This window comes from Chryseobacterium sp. 1B4, from assembly GCF_036631475.1.
Classification (GTDB): domain Bacteria; phylum Bacteroidota; class Bacteroidia; order Flavobacteriales; family Weeksellaceae; genus Chryseobacterium.
Map to the genome: position 1 here is coordinate 1 of NZ_JAPNUF010000007.1, position 18,416 is coordinate 18,416.

Consider the following 18,416-nt stretch of genomic DNA (forward strand, 5'->3'; position numbering starts at 1 on the left):
AGACAAAGCTGAGATTGATAGGATTAATATTTTGTTTTTCTACTTCAGAAGATGAAAAAATTAGCTTTGATGAATTTCTCAGTCAAAGAATTACAATTGTTGAGGAATTAGAAAATAGACCGCTTTCCACTATAAAAGAAAACAGAGAAGAAGCTGTATTAGAATTTAATAAACAAAAGGATGAATATTTTAAACTCAAAGATTATATTGAAAGATTTGAGAATAAATTAAGAATCGAAAAGCAACAATTTGCAAGCATAAATAAACAATTAAGCATTGTAGAGTCCGAGATTAAGGACCATATCAATCTACAAAAAGTTTTTAGTGAAAACATCATCAATGAGAGGGGAGCAAATCATTGCCCAACTTGCTCTCAGGAAGTTACAACTGATCTTATTTCTACAAATAATATAAAAATTCCCCAACTTACTCTAGAAGAGAATACCAACTTTTTGAAAAGTCAAAAGAAAATTATTGAGTCTTCTATTGGAAGTTTGAAGGAGACTGTAGGTGAAAAAGAAACGCTTTTACAATATTTTAAAAATTCGCTTCGGCAAAAGGAAATATTAATAAAATCACTTTCAAAAGATTTGATCGCAGATGATAGAGCTTTTTCAGAATCAGAAGTGGTAAAAAAACTTCAGTTAGAAAGAGAAATCGAAAGTTTAAGACTACTTAAAGAATCTATTACAGAGCTAAAAAATGAACTGGAAGCATTAGCCAATAAATATCACAATAATACCATAGAAATTGCAAATTTGGATGAATCAGAAAAAGGAGGACGAAGTAAAATTATCTGATTTTGAAACTCAATATAAGGATTACCTTTTTGGATTTGGTTACGAGAGTAATGAAAAATATCAAATTTCAATAAATAGAAAAGAACCATTTAAATATTTTCCAGTATATAAGAATCATAGAAATGATACTATACCTCAATCAATTCGTATCAATTCTTCTGCTTCAGACTTTGTTCGAAACATTTGGGCTTATACAATAGGTTTATTGAATAATGGAACTAATCATCCCGGTGTCATAATTTTTGATGAACCAGGACAGCACCGGACAAATTTGAGTAGCTAAAATCACTTTTTAAAACTACATCTGAAATAACGAAGAAACAGACCATAATTTTCACTTCTATTGATAAGCCTCTTCACAATGAGGAAAACGAAAAAATTGACTTGGATATCCTAATAGAAGATTTAGACAATTCTAAGTACAAATTAATAAGGCTTAATAATGTTCATAAGGTAATTGGGAAGTTATAAGTTAGTTGGAAGAATCTTACCATGAAGAAAGTTTCTTAATAGGTTTATATAGTGAGAAAATGTAATTTATATTATCTTAACATCTCGCAAGGTCATAAAAGTGTTTAAGAAGATTACATCTGATTAAATATCAAGTATCAAGAGTACATAATCGCCTTAAATCCTCTAGGAGAGAGTTCGAGTTTTGTACTGGTAAGGTCACTTATCGCCCCTTATTTAGGGGCTTTTTTATTGGGATATACACATAAAAAACTCTTTTCCTGTATCGACACGATAACGCTAAATAATAAAAAATAGAGATGTCAAATGGTATTGAGTAACAGCTGTAATATTTAATTTTGTACCAAAGAAATATTTTGGAAAAAGCAACTTTTCACAGCCATAAGGAAATTCTTGAAATTCTGGGTGAACAAGATCCGCACAGTGATTTTCATGTTCATTATATAGACCGGTATTTTGAAGAGAATCCTATTTCATATCCTTACAAAACGGATAATTCTGCTCTTTTGCTTTTACTGGAAGGTGAAATGAAAATTAATATTAATCTGGAAATGAACCACATTAGTAACAATAGTATTATTTTCCTTCCTTCACAGTCCTATACTCACATTATCAATATTACGAAGAATATAAAATGTATAGCCATAGCTTTTTCAGACGACTTCGCTTTTTCAAACTTAAAAAACTATAACGATATCAATATTGTACGTCTGCTTTCAGACAACAGTACGCTTGTTATTTCTTTATCTTCCGATGAAAGCAGAAATATTGTGAACCTTACGGATAATCTGCATAAACTGAATTCTGACCGGGAACAGCTTCATGCCATGGAAAGGATTTATCATTATTTCAACGCACTTGCTCTGGAGCTCAGGGTTCTGCACAGTCTGGCGGAGGAGAAATATCACCCCAGAACGAGCAGACAGAAATCCTTGATTCAAAATTTTATGACCCTGCTTTCCTCTCATTGTAAAAAAGAACGTTCCGTACAGTTTTATGCAGACAGATTAGCTGTGACTCCGGGATACCTTTCTAAAGTTTTAAAAGAAGCTTCAGGGCAAACGGCAAGCGATATTATTGAAGAAGCTGTAGTAATAGAGGCACGGGATCTGCTTCAGAATTCAGAATGGACAGTTGCTCAGATTGCTGATCAGCTTCACTTCAGTGATCAGTCTTTTTTCGGAAAATTCTTCAAAAAGAAAATGAAGGTCTCACCCAAAGAATTTCGGAAACAACAGAATTCTGCTTTGTAAATGTGAGTACTTTCGGATCATTAATATATTTTCACTAGTATCGAAATAGACCAGTTTTGGCAGAAAAGTAACCTTTTTTTGATTTTTTACTGATGGATATTTGCAGAATCAGCCAATAGAGTTGTGCTGACCGGTAAATATAAATTTCAAAAAATTATGGTGATTAATTTAAGAAGTATTTCATTAAGTATGTTTTCTGTATTGATGTTATACTCCTGCGAAAGCAATGACAAAACAAATACAGAGAAAAAAGTATCTTCACAGCAGGTTTCCATACAGACTGTCCAGCTAACCCATCAACTTCAAAATTTAACATACAGTGGGAATATAGAAGCGGATAATTCTGTTTCTATAGGCTTTAATGTTCCCGGAAGAGTGGTAAGCATCAATGTACAGGAAGGACAACGCATCAGCAAAGGGCAGCTTTTGGCTGTTATTGAGCAGAATACTTATTCAAATGCTTTTGCCGTTGCCAATGCAAGTCTGGAACAGGCCCAGGACAATTTTAAACGGCTGGATCAGCTTTATAAGAAGCAAAGCCTTCCAGAGAGAGACTATATCTCTGCTAAAACTGCACTTGCACAGGCAAAAGCAAACAGAGAATCTGCAATTAAAAATTTACAGGATACAAAGCTGTATGCGTCATTTTCCGGAATAATCTCTCAAAAATTAACTGAGGCCGGAGGATATGCTGCCCCGGGAGTTCCCGTTTTTAATATTGTAAAAACAGACAACGTATATGCAACAGCGTCTGTGACAGAAAATGAAATAGGAACCCTGAAGATAGGAACGCCGGCAGAAATTACAGTTCCGGCATTAAATAAAAAACTGAACGGAACAATTACCATTATTAATCCTCAGGCAGATAATCTTTCCAAGACATATAAGGTGAAAATAAGGCTTTCAAATCCGGGTGGTCAGCTGATGCCCGGAATGATTGCCGATCTGAATCTCAACACCGGTGAGAATATTCCTTCTATTATTATTCCGGCCCAGGCTGTTGTGCGGGATCCGGACAATGTGAGCTACGTATACCTGGCTAAAGAAAACCATACAGCATTTAAGAAAAGAGTAGAGATAACGGGAACAGCCGGTTCTAATGAGGTCGTCATTGCAAAGGGCTTGCAGCAAGGTGATAAGCTTATTGTTGAGGGACAAACCAAATTAACTGACGGCAGCAGAATAGCATTCTAATCAATCGAAAAATAGAAGAAATGACCAAAAGAAAAATGCATTTTCTGGAAGCTGCTATGAAACATAAGCAGGTAGTGATCGTATTGGTTGTACTGCTGATGATAATGGGAATATTTTCATTAAAGAATATGCCAAGAAGTGAGAACCCCAGAATAGAAATGCCGACTGCCATGGTATATGCTTTTTATCCCGGTGCTGATGAGCATCAGGTTGAAGAGGAAGTGGCTAAAAAATAGAACAATATCTTTTTCCTTTGAGGAAATCAAAAAGAAAAAGGTAAAAACGGAAGTTAAAGAAGGTCAGGTTTTTCTGACGGTAGAAATTTTGCAGAAGTCAAAGACCGTAAGAAATTCTGGCATACCCTGCAGCTTGATATGGACGCAAACCTTCGCTCCAAACTGCCGGCAGGAGTTATCGGCCCTTTTATAAACAGCAATTTTGCAGATGTTACAGCGATGATTGTTTCGGTATCATCCAAAGAAAGATCGTATGCTGAAATTGAAAAATATATTGATAAACTGGAAGATGGATTAAAAGTTATTCCAACTGTTTCCAAAATCAACAGGTCCGGAGGGCAGAGACAGCAGATTTATATTAAGATCAATGATCAGAAACTTCAGCAGTATGGTTTTGATGTTTCAACTGTAATGAGAGCATTACAGCAGCAGAATGTTACAGGATATTCCGGTGAGCTGTCAATGGGATCCAATAATATTATTCCTGTCTATACCAACAGCCGGTATAAAAATGAAGCCGAAATAGGTAATCAGATTGTTTATACCACTCCTGCGGGAGCTGTTGTACGCCTTAAAGATGTTGCTGAATTAGAAAGACGTTTTGAGGAAAAATCATCATTTGTAAAAGTTGGAGATGAAAATGCAATGGTTCTGACCATTGATATGAAGCCAGGAAATAATATTGTTGCTTTCGGTAAAGAGGTTGATGAAAGAATTGCTGAGATACAGAAAACTTTCCCTCCTGATATCAAGATGAATACCATTGTTGATCAGCCGGAAGTTGTGCGTGAAAGTATCAGCCATTTTATGGTGGAGTTTGGGATGGCGATTGGTTCTGTAGTTCTTGTAGTGATGCTTCTGTTACCATTCCGGGTGGCTGCGGTAGCTTCTGCTGCTGCCCCAATTTCAGTGATCATTACATTTGGAATCATGCAGATTGTAGGCCTGGAACTTCATCAGGTAACACTGGCTGCACTCATTATCGTATTGGGAATGGTTGTAGACAATGCCATAGTGGTGGTAGATAATTATATAGAAAAACTTGACGAAGGAGTTACTCCGTGGACTGCTGCCTGGCAGGCTGCACAACAGCTTTCTATTCCTATCTTCTCAGCGACAATGGCTATTATCTTTGCCTTTGCTCCATTGGCCTTCTTTATGGAAGGGATTGCCAAAGACTTTATGGTTTCGTTGCCTGTGACCGTCGCGATAGCATTATTAACTTCAATGTTTATCGCCCTTCTTTTTACTCCCTACACATGCTATATATTTATCAAAAAGGGACTGAAGCACAAAATGAGTGACAGGCCTTTGAAGAAGAGCCTTTTAGATCATCTTCAAACCATCTTTGACAAAGGTGTGGAGAAGGCATTTAAATGGCCTAAAGTAACAATGGCCATTGGCGTCTTATCTGTTTTTGCAGCGTTCTTTTTAGCAGGAAATAAGGTAGACAGTGAGTTTTTCCCGATCAGTGAAAGAAACCAGTTTAATATGGAGGTCTGGATGCCTAACGGCTCTTCACTGGATAAAACAGAAGCACAGGTAAAGAAACTGGAAGAGCTCCTGAAGAAAGATAAGAGGGTCGTTAATATGACAAGCTTTGTAGGAATGAGTTCTCCAAGATTTCATACATCATATGCTCCGGAGACTCCCAAAAAATATTTTGCACAGGTTTTCATCACAACTTCCGGAAGTAAAGAAACCGATGAAATGGTAAAAGAATATTTGATCAAGTTAAAAAACTTTGTACCGGATGGAGCTGTTAAATTAAAACAATTGAGTTTCCAGGAAGGATCTCCTATTGACATACGAATTATAAGCGACAATGAAGCTGATCAGAAAAGAACGGCCCTTCAGGTAAAGAAGATTCTGGAAGAGGCGGAAGGGACGAACTATGTGAGGCTGAGTAATGAGTCTGACTATATGGGCGTAAAACTGAATGTAGATGATGTAAAGGCTAACAGGCTGGGGATAACAAGCCAGATGATTACCCAGACATTGGGAGCAGGATTGAAAGGATATTCCGTATCAACCATGTGGGAAGGAGACAAGCCTGTTGATATTTTCGTACGGTATGACTCTGCCAGCAGAAGAGATCTGGAGGCTGTTCAGAATTTACACATCACTTCTGTGTATGGAACTAAAATTCCTCTGAAAGAAGTAGCTTCTCTGGAACCGGAATGGCACACAGGTCTTTTGACCAGGAGAAATGGGCTTAAATTATTAAGCGTCTACTCAGAGGCACAGATGGGAATAAAACCTTCACGAATCTTAAAAAATATACAGCCTAAGATTGATGCATTACAGCTTCCTGCGGGAACTACACTTCAATACGGAGGAGACGCAGAATCCAGTGAGGAAAATGCTCCGGGAATGGGACTGTCCTTGAGTGTCAGCCTGATACTGATCTTTTTGACTCTTTTATTCCAGTTCAGAAGCCTTGGGAAATCATTGATTATCTTATGTACTTTCCTTTTAAGTCTGTTCGGTGCCTTCTTCGGATTGTATATTACAGGCAACCCTTTAGGAATGACCGGCTTTATGGGGATTATCAGTCTCATAGGGATTGTGGTACGTAACGGAATTATTCTGGTTGATTATGCTGATGAACTGATCAGGGAACATGGTTATAAGCACAAAGCAGCAGCTATTGCCGCCGCAAAAGAAGAATGCGTCCTATTTTCCTTACTTCAGCAGCTGCAGCAGTGGGAGTTGTACCTATGATTATCAGCAAATCTCCGATGTGGGCACCTTTAGGAAGTGTCTTGGCTTTCGGGTTGATATTCTCAATGATCCTGACCCTTTTTGTAGTACCGGTCATGTATTATAAGCTGCTTAAAGATCCTTTGGTGAAAGAGGAAGCACCGGAAGATCAGTCCGGTGAAGATGAAATTTTATACAAACCAAAGCCGGCTCATTAAATGCTTTAGAGATTCCTTTTATTTTCAGTTCTGCCTCATTTCCTGTTGGAATTGCCGGATACAACAGGTATGGGGTAGATTTTTCAAAATTAAATTTAAACCAATGAATATAAAAAAAGTCTTGCTCGTCTTTCTGATAGTTTCTGGACAAGCTGTCACCGTAAAGGCACAGAAAGAAAACTAGGATTAGAAGAAATCAAATCTTTAGTTATTCAAAACAATAAAAAGCTTAAAAAAGCACAAAATAATATAGAATCGGCGTTGGCCGCAAAAGCAGCAGCAGAAGCTTCCAATAAGCCTACACTGGAAGGAAGTGTTACGGGAACCTATTTCACAGAGCCATTAACCGCTTTTTCCTGAAGTGATGGGAAATACATCCTTATCGGTTACCCAGGTATTATATGCAGGGGAAAAATTAAAAATGCCACTGCCCTGAAATCTGTATTGGTAGATATCCAGAAAGATCAGAAAAACCTTACAGAAGATGAGGTGCTGTTAAAGGCTGAAAAGACTTACTGGCAGATTATTAATGTAAAAAATAAAGTAGCACTGGCAAAAGAATACATCCGTCTGCTGAGCTCCTTAAGAAAAGATTTGAAAAATGTTTATGATGCAGGCCTTACTTATAAAAATGACCTTCTGAAAGTGGAGGTCCAGCTTAATGAAGCAGAACTAAACCTTACCAAGGCCAATGATGGATTAACGCTGGCTAAATTAAGCCTTGCCCAGCTTATCGGAAGTACAGACACGGATTTTGATATAGACAATACCCTTGATGGGAATTTCGGTTTGGTGGGTCAGACCGATATTAAAAACTCCATTACAAAAGACCCGAGATTTCGATTTTATCAAAATCAGTAACAGTGAATGAGATACAGGAAAAGCTACTGGAAGGAGACCGGAAACCGACAGTTGCCCTCTCCGGGTATGGCTTTGCCGGATTGGGTAAACATGCGGATCCCGTTAATGGAAAAGATCTTGTAAAAGGCTTTGTGGGAGTGCTTTCTGTAAATATTCCCATCTATGACTGGGGAGCCAGAAAACAGAAAGTAAAGGAACAATATTATAAAACCCAGGCGCAGAAAGAGGAACTGGAAGAAACAAAAGAAATGCTTGAGCTGGAGGCACAAAGTGCATGGCTGTCCCTTAACCAATCTGTCAAAAAAATTGAATTGGCAGAGAAATCAAAAAAACAGGCAGAAGAAAATCTAAGACTGAATCAGGACCGTTTTGATGCAGGAACAGTTATAGGGGAAGAGGTATTAAAAGCCCAGGTTCTGTGGCAGCAGGCAAATACCGATATTATTGATGCCCAGACAGAATATAAGATAAATGAAGCCGCCTATAAAAAAGCAATCGGGGAATATTAATTTAAAAAGAAATCAGATGACGGAAAACAGTAAACATATTGCAGCATATTTTACAAATGATCAGTCTCTGAGGCTTATTATCCCATCAGGAACAGTAAACCCACGCCCGACAGAAATTATATTTTAACTAAAAACAATACCAATGGATGATAACGTGTATTCATCGTTTTCCAATAAAATTACCTTTGATCAGATGTGGCAGCTTATCATAGAAATAGGGAAGTGGGATCAATGGGATTTTAATATTGAATATTCTTCAAAAAACGGGAGTTTCTCCTCCGGAAATGGCATTCACTTAAAGAACAGAATACTTCCACAGTCAGGTATGGTTATTTTTAACAGAGATGACTTAGGGAAAAGAATAGTTTATCTACTGGTATTTCCATTAAATAATCTATTCATTTCATACTATCATGTACGGTTGGAAGATGGTGTGGATATTATTGTAACCCTGTCTATGCATGGTATTTTATCTCCTTTTTGGTATCTGATTTATGGCAGGGCTATCGCAAAAAATTTTCCTGAAGATATTAAAATGATGATTGATGAGACAATGGTCAGGAAATTTAAGAATAATTTGATTGATAGCCCTGCTGTATTTTAGTTCATCATTAAAAATAACTTATAGAAATGACCACCAGACAAAAAATAATGCAGTCTGCAAAAACCTTAATTTTCGGAGAAGGAAAATTTAATTTACTGCTCTCAGAAATTTCTGATAATGCAGGCATCAGCCAAAGTACTTTACATTATTATTTCAGAACACGTGAAAAACTATTTATAGTTGTAGAGAATGAAATGATTGCAGAATTTATGGAAGAAGGGAAAAGCTGGATCACATCTGGCTTACCTATACGGGAAAAAGTGGAACTGTATATCTCTACTTCGTACAAAAGACTTTCTTTATATCCATTCGCAGACCTTTACCTTTTAAGCCGTATAAATAGGAAGTCTGATACTTACACTGATGAGTTCCATAATGATATCATGCAGTTTTCATCCGAAATACAGAGGGCGATCAATACAAAAATTATCACACGATATGATAATCCTGTTCATTTTATCATCAATATGATTTCTCTTACGGCACATCCTTTCATATTATTGGAATTGCTGCAAAAGACACACGTTATTGAACAGTCTGAAAAGCATAATATTCTGGAACACCAGAAAAGAATAATTATTGAAAATTTATTTTTTGATCACAGCAGAGATTGCTTTTGTTTTATATTGTTTAGAAATAGTACATAATCATTAAAATTAAATCTTTTTTCCTTATAAAGAACATAATAGAAATATATACTCCATTCAATAAAAGCTACCGCATCATTCCTTAGTGGATAGTTTTTGTGTGTAAGAAAATACCACAAATAGGTAATTTCGAATTAATTATTTGAATATCCGTAAGAAAGGTATATTTTTGCAGAATACAATGTGAAATCATACTTAATTTCATTTGTTAACTAAAAACTAATTACACCATGAAAAAAACTATCCTGGATTTTATTTTATTATTCCATCCACATTGATTGTTTCCAACAATTAAGAACATCATCGGACCCTGAAAATTTCTTTGGAAATATAAGCTGTATCTATCGGTATGGCTTACTGATTATTTCTGAAGCAGAACTTTCTGGGAGTTCAGAAACCATGTAAACAAAGCGGAACCGAAAAGCTAAACGAGTAGGAAGAACATTAGCAAACTTAAACATGAAGAGAATTATTTTACTAAAAACCATGAAAAAACTTTATTTTTTACTATTAATTTGTATTTCATTTTCTGCATTGGCGCAGACGTATACGTACACGACGTACAATACCTCAAATTCAGCAATAGGAAGTAATTATATTGCTGACATTAAAACAGATACCAATGGATTATTGTGGCTGGCTACTTACAACGGTGTTTCTTCTTTTAACGGAACCGCTTTTACCAACTATAATACTGCGAATTCCGGTATTGCATCTAATGCAACTCTAAAAATTGAAATTGACGGCCAGAACAGAAAATGGATCGCGTCTCAATTTAATGGGATCATCTTATACAATGGTACAGGTTGGACCAATTATACCACGTCTAATTCGGGACTTCCCAGCAATGAGATCATCGATATAGCGGTTGACGGGCAAAATAACCTTTGGGTTGTAACACCTGCAGGTCTTACAAAATTCAATGGTACTACCTGGACGACTTATAATTCAGTATCAAATTTAAATTCAGTAGCAACTGACAGTAATAACGGAATCTGGGTTACAAATGGGGAGTATTATACAAATTTAATGGTGTTGATTTTAATTTTGTAGCCCAGGGAACTCAAAAAATATTGAGGATTGCAAACAATACCATTTATGTAAAAGGATCTGATAGTTTAATTACTTTAACGACAAGTGGAACTAACGTTACATTTATTTATCAGAATAATTCCTGTCTGGCAGGATACAATCCCAATGCATTAGATGTTGACAGTAGCAGCAAAGTATGGATCGGATTTAATGGTGCAGGCCTGCAAAACTTTACAAATTGTACGACCTATACCAAAACCAATACAAATTCAGGTTTGCCTGACGACTATTTTAGTGCTGTCAGAACACAATCTTCAGGAACTATCTGGCTGGGAACACTGCAGCTTGGTCTGGTAAAAATGACACCAGCCGCAACCGTTTGCAATCCACCTACCCAGCTGTATACTTCTAATATCACATCTAATTCTGCTACCCTTAACTGGCTGCCTTCAACATCGGCACCTAACGGAGGGTATTATTATGTTTACAGCACCAGTCCTACAATGACAGGTTCAGCTACTGCCAGCTCTTCTACAACTGCGAATATTGCCAATTTACTTCCTAACACGACTTACTATTGGTGGGTCACTGCAAATTGCGTTACCAGTCAGAGTACATGGGTTCCGGGAGGAGCTTTTACTACACTTCCTGCCCAGACGGGATGCTGGAAAACAGTAAGTGCAGGATATCTTCATTCATTGGGAATAAAAGCGGACGGAACGCTTTGGGCCTGGGGTAATAACAGCAATAATCAATTGGGAGACGGAACCAATATTAACCGAAATAATCCAGTCCAGATAGGAACAGAAACCAATTGGAAAAAAGTTTTTGCAAGTGAGAAATATAGTGTTGCTATCAAAACAGACGGAAGCCTTTGGGCATGGGGAAATAACCAGTTCGGGTATTTAGGAGACGGAACAACTGCCAACAGAACAACTCCTACAAAAATAGGGACAGCTACAGACTGGGAAGATATTGCAGTTGGAGGCAGTCATAATTTAGGTCTGAAATCAAACGGAACGCTTTGGGCCTGGGGAATGAATATAAACGGAGGTCTCGGAGACGGAACAACTACTGATAAACTTGTACCTGTTCAAATAGGGACAGCCAATTGGAAAAGCATTGCTGCCGGTAGTTTTTATTCAGTGGCAGTAAAGACGGACGGTACATTATGGGCCTGGGGATACAATGGGCATGGACAATTGGGCGATGGTACTTTAACTAACCGTATGGTGCCGAAACAGATTGGAACCAGTACCGATTGGGCGGATGTGGTTACAGGGAATTCACACACTGTAGCAAGAAAAACAAACGGGCTTATTTATACCTGGGGCTTCAACGAATCTGGTCAGCTGGCTGATGGAACTACCGCTAGCAGATCTACCCCTTATTTAGCCGCTGATGGAATTCAAAAAGTTATTGCAGGAAGCTTCAATACCATGGCCATTACAATATCAGGCACCGTGATTGCCTGTGGAAATAATACCACCGGATCTTTTGGCAATAATACTTCTGTAAGCTCTTCAAACTGGGTGAGCCTGGGTGCCAATACGAATATAATCCTTTCTACGGGAGGATGGCATACCTTATCGGTAAATAATGACGGTATCTTAAAAGTATCCGGAGCTAATAACTATGGCCAGATCGGCGATGGTACGAACGTTCAAAAACTTGCATTTACCCAGCTTGCATGTCCGGTAAGTAATTTAGCCGTTGAAGAAATTTCGATAGCCTCTGAAAATATGAAAGTTTTCCCGAATCCGGTACTTGATCGTCTCAACGTTTCATCCGATAAAAATATCCTGTCTGTAGTGGTTTACAATGCAGCTGGACAACAGGTTCTTGTTGAAACTATCAATAATGCTCAAGGAACAGTTGACTTTTCTGCTTTAACGTCAGGAGTGTATATGGTAAAAGTAAATGCTGCCAACAATACTGTAAAAACGGTAAAAGTAATCAAACGTTAAAGAGTAGTTTAAGGCAGTAATTTCAAAGAACTTTTATTTTCTGAGAACAAAACTGAAACTACAATACCCTGCTGTAACAGCAGGGTATTGTTTTTATCAAATATCACTTTTTTACACGTTGTACTTTGCCTTCTACATTGTGTGCACTGTCAGATACGGCAGCATTGATATTGCCTGTAGCATTACCTGTATTATTATTGCTGGTTTTTCTTCCTCCAATGTGAGTTTTTGTATTAATGCTGTCCTGACTTGTTTTGCCGCTTTTCTGGGTATCCGAAGCTGCTGAAACCGCTGTGTCAGAATAATTGCGGTGGGTATTGACAGAATCGGTAACAGAGATATTATTTTCTGTATTGTTCTTTTTGCAGGCTAAAATAATACAGCTGGTGGCTGCCATTGATAAGATTAGATTTTTCATAACATATTTCATAATGGGTTATTGGGCTCCTGAGCTTAATCAAATTTCGATATTTAACTTCTGCAATTATATGAGTATGATCATAACACAGCAATCACAAGCAGACATTCGGCGGAAAAGGATATTGGTATATCGGATGCTAATTGTAAATTAAAAAAGAATTTATTCTTTCACATATCCCTGAAAAAATCTCCCACATTTGATTTGTAAATGCAGAAGAAACCTTATTAAAGAAAAATAAATTTTTAAGTACGCTTGAATATCGTTTAAATAGGTACAATTATTTTAACAAAGTCAGGGTGAAACTGTTTTCAGCAAACGTATTTCTGGATGTATTCGTAGTACAGCCTGCAGCACATCACCTGCATATAGTAAGTTCCGGCCGTCAGGTAAGCTATATTGGAAGTATAAATAAAATCAAAACCTCCCGTGCCGGTAGCCAAATGAATATCCTGGGAAGGAAAGGAAGGGTTTACATATGCTGTTGCACTTTTGCTCAGATTGTAAGCAATAAAGGCTCCGCAGCCTGCCGGGCTTTTGTTGGTAATAAGGCGGGGCGAAACAATATAGTATCCGGGGGCAGTAACGACAGCGCTTGCCCTCACATAGGTCATTGAGCCTACAATATTAACACTATTACCTGTTGTTGAATTAACTATAAGGGCGGAACCGGTAGTATCACGCCAGGTACCGATACCGTTTGAATCAGAAACCAGCACCTTTCCTTCACCCTGGGTTCCGTCTGTAATTTTAATCGCTCCCGGAATTGCTCCGTTGTTGATATCCAATCTTGCCGCTGGAACTGCTGTACCTAAACCTACTCTGTTATTGACGGCATCTACATTCAAGGTTGTATTATCTGCCTGAAAATGACTGGTTCCGGTAGTGGCAGAAGAAGTGAAAGAAAGAGTTTTATCAGCCATTGTTACCACCCGGTCAGATAGAAGCACTCCGTTATCTTTGTATATATTGATATCTGCAGTGTTTATTTCCTGCCATGCTGCTCCATCAAAAAATAATATCCTTCAGCTGTAATGTTTATTGTTTTTGGAGATACGGAATTTACTGCAGAAGTGGCGTAGACAATACTTCCCTTTTGATCCGTTGTATACTGGTTATCTGCTGCTTTAATCTGGTCTCCGGTAAGTCTGGGTGCAATAAGCCCTTCCGGTCTGCTTCCATCAGTAGTTTTTGCCATTCCCGGAAATATTTCAGCTATGTTTTTCAGTTTTATTTTACCTGTTTAAACTTAAAGCTTACAGCGGAAACCTCTAAGACAGATATTACCGTTTAGTGGAATAAACTTAGTATTTACGCATAAAGCATGCCATGATTTTAAGGGTTCGCAGACTATGAATTTTCCTGTTCACAGTATCTCATCATATTAGTGTTTAAGTTAATTGTTTCGTAATTATTTGCAGTTAGGGCATGGAAAATGGTAAATAAAAATCCATTTTTGGTGGCGTTTTATTAATAAAAAGTGTGTTTTTTACATTTTTTTCAAGCAAAATGAAAAAAAAATTAATTCTTCTTATCATAATATTTATTCTGAAAATTCAGATTTTTTTGAAGCTGATTATGATTGCAATTAATTGTGAATTCATATCTTATGAAAATGGTAAGTGTAAAATTAATGATAACCTTATCATAATTTTTATACAATTGATATCATAAAAAATCGATATGTAATGTATTGATAAGCAGTAGATAATGGCGGATTTATTTTTTATTCAGATGAATTTTTATATTTGTAATGTTACCAAAATGTTAACAAACTAATGAATCAGAACTTTATTCATACCTATGTCTCTGTAGATTGTGTTGTATTTGGATTTGACCATGAAAACCGGTTGAATATCTTATTAGTACAACGCCATGTTGATGATATCCCGCTGGAAAAACAAGAAAACTGCCGGGAAGCTTGATCTTTAGCGATGAAGATGTAGATGATGCCGCACAAAGGGTACTTCATGAGCTTACGGGAATAAAGAAAATGGTTCTTAAACAGTTCCGGTGCTTTGCGGATCCTATGAGGGCAAGCAACGTACATGATATAAAATGGATGGATAAGGAATACAAGCATCATATAGACAGGATCATCACAGTGGCTTATCTTTCCCTTTGTAAAATAGACCATAAGATCAACAGTACAAAATATGATACTGTAGACTGGTATCCTGTTGATGAGGTGCCGATACTGCCGTTTGACCATAACAAGATTATCAGTGAATCCCTGATTGAGATCAGAAAATGGATTGAATCCGATTTTTCCATTATTTTCGAGCTGCTGCCGAAAAGATTCACCATAAGACAGCTTTATCAGCTGTACAGCGCTTTAAGCGAAAAAAATATTGATATAAAGAATTTCCATAAAAAAATATCTTCATTCCCCTATATTGTTCCTTTGGACGAAATCCAAAAAGATGTATCACACCGTGCCGCAAGATATTACAGGTTTGATGCTAAGATTTACAAGAAAAACAATACAAAACTTATAAAATAATCTTTTTTAAATATTATGTACTTACTAGGCTATGACATTGGCAGTTCTTCTGTGAAAGTTTGTCTCATCGAGGCATCCAGTGGAAAAGTGATTGCTTCTGAATTTTCTCCCAAAAAAGAAATGAAAATCACTGCTATAAATCCGGGATGGGCAGAACAAAATCCAGTTGACTGGTGGACCAATCTGAAATTGGCGCACGAAGCTGTCATGCATGAATCTGGGGTACATGCTGAAGATATCAAAGGAATCGGAATTACCTGGCAGATGCATGGGTTGATTCTGGTAGATAAAGATCAGAACCTTTTAAGACCTTCAATTATCTGGTGTGACAGCCGTGCTGTACCTTATGGTGAGCAGGCTTTTAAAACCATAGGCGAAGAAAAATGTCTTTCCCATCTTTTAAATTCACCGGGAAACTTTACAGCATCAAAGCTTGCGTGGGTAAAAGAAAATGAACCCGAAATTTTTGAAAAGATAGACAAAATAATGCTTCCCGGAGACTATATTGCCATGAGACTCTCCGGACAGATAGGAATGACCATTGAAGGGTTATCAGAAGGAATTTTCTGGGATTTTAAGAACAACTGTATCTCGGAAGATATCATTAACTATTATGGAATTCCTAAAAGTTTTTTCCCGGAAATTGTTCCCACGTTTGGTATTCAGGCAACAGTTTCAAGAGCAGCAGCGGAAGAACTAGGCTTGAAAGAAGGTACGCCTATCTCTTACAGAGCGGGAGACCAGCCCAACAATGCGCTTTCCCTGAATGTTTTTAATCCGGGAGAAATTGCCTCTACAGCAGGAACTTCAGGAGTGGTATACGGAGTTCTGGATCAGCTGGAATATGATAAATTATCAAGGGTAAATACATTTGCCCATGTCAATTATACACCGGAACAGATCAGACTCGGGGTTTTGCTGTGTATCAACGGAACCGGTATTTTAAATTCATGGTTAAAGCACAATTTTGCAACCTCACTTTCTTCTTACGGGGATATGAACGATATGGCTTCACTTTCACCTATCGGTTCAAAAGGGTTAAGTATTATTCCTTTTGGAAACGGAGCAGAAAGAGTGCTGGAAAATAAAGATACAAGCTGTTCTATTCACGGAATTAATTTCAATATACATACTAAAGGAGATATACTGCGTGCGGCGCAGGAAGGTATTGTATTCTCTTATGAATACGGAATGGATATCATGAGAAATATCGGAATGGATATCCAGGTCATCCGTGCAGGAAATGCCAACATGTTTTTAAGTTCAATTTTTCGCCAGTCGCTATCCAGTGTGAGCAATGCGGTCATTGAACTTTATGATACCGATGGAGCGGTAGGAGCAGCAAGAGCTGCCGGAATGGGAATAGGATTTTATTCAGATTCCAGAGAAGCATTTTCTTCACTTGAACAGATAGCGGTGATAGAGCCTGAACACGAAAAACGGGAACAATATTTAGAAGCTTATGGCAGATGGAAACATCATCTTAACGAAATAATCTAGGACCATTACAACAGTATTTTTCATCCTCTTACTGACTCTTAAGAACCAGTGAGAAGGGGAGCTCTACGCAAAAAATTAAAAATAAATAAAAAATAATCAAATAAATATGAACACTTTAACAGGTACAAAAGAGTTTTTTACGGGTATTGAAAAAATTAAGTTTGAAGGGAAGGAGAGTAAGAACCCGTTGGCATTCCGCTATTATGATGCGGAAAAGATCGTGATGGGAAAACCTATGAAAGACTGGACCAGATTTGCGATGGCATGGTGGCACACCCTGTGTGCAAACGGAAGTGATCCGTTCGGGGGACCTACCATCCACCACCCATGGGATATCGGAAATGATCCGGTAACAAGAGCAATGCACAAAATGGATGCAGGTTTTGAATTCATGTCTAAAATGGGCTTCAGCTATTACTGCTTCCATGATATTGATCTGGTAGACCCAGCGAATAACTGGAAAGACTACGAGAAGAATATGCAGACTATTGTGGAATACGCCAAACAAAAGCAGCAGGAAACAGGAATTAAGCTTTTATGGGGAACAGCGAATGTTTTCACCCATGAAAGATACATGAACGGAGCCTCTACAAACCCGAATTTTGATGTAGTGGCATGCGCAGGAACGCAGGTTAAAAATTCAATAGATGCAACGATAGCGCTTGGTGGTGAAAATTATGTTTTCTGGGGCGGAAGAGAAGGATATATGAGTCTTTTGAATACTGATATGAAGCGTGAAAAAGATCATCTTGCACGTTTCCTTTCCATGTCGAGAGACTATGCACGTCAGCAGGGCTTTAAAGGGACTTTCCTGATTGAACCAAAACCAATGGAGCCTACCAAACATCAGTACGATTATGATTCTGAAACCGTAATCGGATTCCTGAGACATTACGGATTAGACAAAGACTTTAAGCTGAATATCGAAGTGAATCATGCTACATTGGCAGGACATACATTCGAGCATGAGCTTCAGGTAGCTGTTGATGCAGGACTTTTAGGAAGTATTGATGCCAACAGAGGAGACTACCAGAACGGCTGGGATACGGATCAGTTCCCGATCGATTATTATGATATGGTTCAGGCATGGCTGGTACTGCTTCCGGCAGGAGGTCTGGGAACAGGAGGAGTAAACTTCGACGCTAAAATCAGAAGAAACTCTATTGATGCTGAAGACCTATTCATTTCTCACATTTCAGGAATGGATGTATTTGCAAAAGGTCTTCTTGCAGCAGCTGATATTCTTGAAAATTCGGATTACAAAAACTGAGAACAGACCGCTATGCTTCTTTTGATAACGGAAACGGAAAAGCATTTGAAGAAGGCTCGCTTACCCTGGAAGATCTGCAGAGAATCGCTCACGAAATCGGCGAACCACAGCCAAAAAGCGGAAAACAGGAATTGTTTGAGGCTATCGTGAATATGTATATATAATAAAAAAATAAAAGGCTTATAAACACTAAGGATTTTTATACACTATAATTATTAAACAGCCTTTTA

16 protein-coding genes and 2 pseudogenes are annotated in these 18,416 nt (G+C 37.7%); 15 read left to right on the forward strand and 3 right to left on the reverse strand.

What is annotated here, in order from left to right; genetic code table 11:
* The 12 genes and pseudogenes from OWR28_RS09135 to OWR28_RS09190 all read left to right on the forward strand — a co-directional run.
* Nucleotides 1-800 (forward strand): hypothetical protein (locus OWR28_RS09135; protein WP_332386368.1); only part of this gene is annotated, 800 nt, incomplete at its 5' end.
* Nucleotides 763-1,083 carry a hypothetical protein gene (locus OWR28_RS09140; protein ID WP_332386369.1) on the forward strand — a complete coding sequence of 107 codons (321 nt, stop codon included), beginning with the start codon at nucleotides 763-765 and terminating at the stop codon, nucleotides 1,081-1,083. The genes OWR28_RS09135 and OWR28_RS09140, both read left to right, overlap by 38 nt.
* A 544-nt stretch (nucleotides 1,084-1,627) precedes the next feature.
* Nucleotides 1,628-2,524: a helix-turn-helix domain-containing protein gene (locus OWR28_RS09145; RefSeq protein WP_332386370.1), complete on the forward strand. Its 897-nt coding sequence runs from the start codon at nucleotides 1,628-1,630 to the stop codon at nucleotides 2,522-2,524.
* 156 nt (nucleotides 2,525-2,680) lie between these two features.
* Nucleotides 2,681-3,718 (forward strand): efflux RND transporter periplasmic adaptor subunit, encoded by a 1,038-nt coding sequence (locus OWR28_RS09150; RefSeq protein WP_332386371.1) that lies wholly within the window; start codon nucleotides 2,681-2,683, stop codon nucleotides 3,716-3,718.
* Nucleotides 3,719-3,738: 20 nt separating this feature from the next.
* Nucleotides 3,739-3,954: an efflux RND transporter permease subunit gene (locus tag OWR28_RS09155; RefSeq protein WP_332386372.1), complete on the forward strand. Its 216-nt coding sequence runs from the start codon at nucleotides 3,739-3,741 to the stop codon at nucleotides 3,952-3,954.
* 138 nt (nucleotides 3,955-4,092) lie between these two features.
* Nucleotides 4,093-6,875: pseudogene (locus tag OWR28_RS09160) on the forward strand (efflux RND transporter permease subunit).
* Between the two features lie 444 nt (nucleotides 6,876-7,319).
* Nucleotides 7,320-7,736 (forward strand): hypothetical protein, encoded by a 417-nt coding sequence (locus tag OWR28_RS26925; RefSeq protein ID WP_494168448.1) that lies wholly within the window; start codon nucleotides 7,320-7,322, stop codon nucleotides 7,734-7,736.
* A gap of 2 nt (nucleotides 7,737-7,738) precedes the next feature.
* Nucleotides 7,739-8,245 carry a TolC family protein gene (locus OWR28_RS09170; RefSeq protein ID WP_332386373.1) on the forward strand — a complete coding sequence of 169 codons (507 nt, stop codon included), beginning with the start codon at nucleotides 7,739-7,741 and terminating at the stop codon, nucleotides 8,243-8,245.
* Between the two features lie 142 nt (nucleotides 8,246-8,387).
* On the forward strand, nucleotides 8,388-8,849 hold the full coding sequence (locus tag OWR28_RS09175; protein ID WP_332386374.1) for a hypothetical protein: 462 nt from the start codon (nucleotides 8,388-8,390) through the stop codon (nucleotides 8,847-8,849).
* Nucleotides 8,850-8,875: 26 nt separating this feature from the next.
* Complete coding sequence (locus OWR28_RS09180) at nucleotides 8,876-9,496, forward strand: TetR/AcrR family transcriptional regulator (protein ID WP_332386375.1); 621 nt, start codon at nucleotides 8,876-8,878, stop codon at nucleotides 9,494-9,496.
* A gap of 486 nt (nucleotides 9,497-9,982) precedes the next feature.
* The gene (locus OWR28_RS09185; RefSeq protein WP_332386376.1) at nucleotides 9,983-10,549 is read left to right on the forward strand and encodes a two-component regulator propeller domain-containing protein; all 567 of its coding nucleotides are present in this window, start codon (nucleotides 9,983-9,985) and stop codon (nucleotides 10,547-10,549) included.
* A 20-nt stretch (nucleotides 10,550-10,569) separates the two neighbouring features.
* On the forward strand, nucleotides 10,570-12,495 hold the full coding sequence (locus OWR28_RS09190; protein ID WP_332386377.1) for an RCC1 domain-containing protein: 1,926 nt from the start codon (nucleotides 10,570-10,572) through the stop codon (nucleotides 12,493-12,495).
* 103 nt (nucleotides 12,496-12,598) lie between these two features.
* Here OWR28_RS09190 and OWR28_RS09195 read toward each other — a convergent pair whose 3' ends face one another.
* The 3 genes from OWR28_RS09195 to OWR28_RS09205 all read right to left on the reverse strand — a co-directional run bounded on the left by OWR28_RS09195 (nucleotide 12,599) and on the right by OWR28_RS09205 (nucleotide 14,111).
* Complete coding sequence (locus OWR28_RS09195) at nucleotides 12,599-12,913, reverse strand: hypothetical protein (protein ID WP_332386378.1); 315 nt, start codon at nucleotides 12,911-12,913, stop codon at nucleotides 12,599-12,601.
* 311 nt (nucleotides 12,914-13,224) lie between these two features.
* Nucleotides 13,225-13,836, reverse strand: coding sequence for a hypothetical protein (locus tag OWR28_RS09200; protein WP_332386379.1), 612 nt, complete (start codon nucleotides 13,834-13,836; stop codon nucleotides 13,225-13,227).
* A gap of 62 nt (nucleotides 13,837-13,898) precedes the next feature.
* Complete coding sequence (locus OWR28_RS09205; protein ID WP_332386380.1) at nucleotides 13,899-14,111, reverse strand: hypothetical protein; 213 nt, start codon at nucleotides 14,109-14,111, stop codon at nucleotides 13,899-13,901.
* Between the two features lie 723 nt (nucleotides 14,112-14,834).
* Between OWR28_RS09205 and OWR28_RS09210 the strand changes: the two genes are divergently transcribed.
* The 3 genes and pseudogenes from OWR28_RS09210 (at nucleotide 14,835) to xylA (ending at nucleotide 18,350) form a co-directional block, all read left to right on the forward strand.
* Nucleotides 14,835-15,416: an NrtR DNA-binding winged helix domain-containing protein gene (locus tag OWR28_RS09210; RefSeq protein WP_332386381.1), complete on the forward strand. Its 582-nt coding sequence runs from the start codon at nucleotides 14,835-14,837 to the stop codon at nucleotides 15,414-15,416.
* Nucleotides 15,417-15,431: 15 nt separating this feature from the next.
* Entirely contained in the window at nucleotides 15,432-16,916 is a 1,485-nt protein-coding gene (locus tag OWR28_RS09215) for a xylulokinase (RefSeq protein WP_332386382.1), read from the forward strand.
* 106 nt (nucleotides 16,917-17,022) lie between these two features.
* Nucleotides 17,023-18,350: pseudogene (gene xylA / locus OWR28_RS09220) on the forward strand (xylose isomerase).
* The last annotated feature ends 66 nt before the right edge of the window (nucleotides 18,351-18,416 follow it).